Origin of the sequence: Leptospira gomenensis, assembly GCF_004770155.1 — a bacterium.
Lineage (GTDB): Bacteria > Spirochaetota > Leptospiria > Leptospirales > Leptospiraceae > Leptospira > Leptospira gomenensis.
Genome location: NZ_RQFA01000002.1, coordinates 1 through 1,391 on the forward strand (window position 1 = coordinate 1; position 1,391 = coordinate 1,391).

Here is a 1,391-nt window from a genome sequence, read left to right on the forward strand (position 1 = left end):
AAAACGGGTGGATACGATCCAGGGCCAAATCCTGATCACCATGCGAACGGAAATCAGGCTGACTTGGGTTATATGGTGAACGGAGGAAAATATGGTGGCAATTATCAAAATAATCCGAACTACGATGTAAATAAAACTATCGATTTTATCAAGACGATATCAAAGAACATGCCTGTTGGGGTAAATGGTTTTATTAAATTTAATGATCCGGCTGTAAGAGATTATTTTCAAAGTAACAAATTGCCAAATCTAGAAATAAAATGGGATCAACCTTCGCAACAGGTAAAGCATGATGACCATTTACATTTGCAATTAACTTTAGACAAACCTGCTTGGAAATATTAATTATATTTTTATAATGGAGCGTTAAATATGAAAATAATTAAGGCAATTGTCACATGTTTTATTTTGTTTTTTTCTGTTTTCTGTCTGAGTAATCCGGAGAAGTTAACTTCAAAAGAGCAAGAAGGAGACAAGGTAAGTAATAAAATTGAAACTGGCCAGCTTGACAACAATGTTAAGCAATTTTCGAAGCAGGAAAAAATTCGTTTATTCGATGCAATGCTTTTTGATCTTACTAGCAAGTTTCAAAAGACCAAGGATTTATCTCCCTTTGTAGAGATTAGCTTTGAAAATAGTGGATTAGAATTTGATCAATATCGTGCTAAGGCCTTAAGTATGAATCCTGTTGAATTAAGAAAATATATATCCTATAAAGAAGTTCTGCATTTGATCAAGTTTGGACTTAAGATTATTCCTGTCCAAGGAAGCTCGGTGCAGTATCGTCTTGCAAAAGATGATTTTGGGTATCAATTAAGTTTTTTATTTAAAGAAGAACAAGGAAAATGGCTTTTCTACGATTTAACTAAGTTAAGTCCAAGTGAAAAGCTATTTAATATAATGTTGAAACGAGTTATTAGAGATATTCAAAAAAAGAAAAGTTTGGCCCCACTGAAAGATTTGAGTGATGAATCTGGATATTTTTATGAAAATAATTTTGAAGGCAATATCCAACGTGATTTTGAAAAATTAGAAAAGATGGTTACTTATAAAGACATTCTTAAAATATTAATTTTAGGGAAAAAGAAATTATTAGACGAAGAGAACGAAAGCGAAATGGAGATTCGCCATTTGGAATATCGCATAAATTTTATATTTAATGAAGAGGATAGGATCTGGAAAATCTCTATCATCTCGCAAGGTGAGCGACACTAGCTGTGTCGTGCGGTGCAGATTCTATGCAAATGCCTAGTCCAAAAACCGTCGTTTGTTAAGTATTACTGTGGCGCACAGCTAACAAGTGTTAAGCGGGAATATCATTTTTGACCTCGGAATGGAAGTAAACATGATGCAACCTCCCAAGAACTTGTCGTTTGATAATCTTGGAGGTA

Annotated in this window: 1 protein-coding gene and 1 pseudogene; both read left to right on the plus strand. The window is 33.6% G+C overall.

Translation table 11 applies throughout. The features are described from left to right. Positions 1–345, plus strand: a pseudogene (locus tag EHQ17_RS19665) (hypothetical protein); the annotation flags it as partial. Positions 346–372: 27 nt separating this feature from the next. Further along, on the plus strand, positions 373–1,215 hold the full coding sequence (locus EHQ17_RS00010; protein ID WP_135592945.1) for a hypothetical protein: 843 nt from the start codon (positions 373–375) through the stop codon (positions 1,213–1,215). Positions 1,216–1,391: the final 176 nt, after the last annotated feature.

Bases quoted from the DNA above. Each gene is read 5' to 3' on its own strand.
- EHQ17_RS00010 (WP_135592945.1), top strand. From the start codon at position 373: ATGAAAATAATTAAGGCAATTGTCACATGTTTTATTTTGTTTTTTTCT.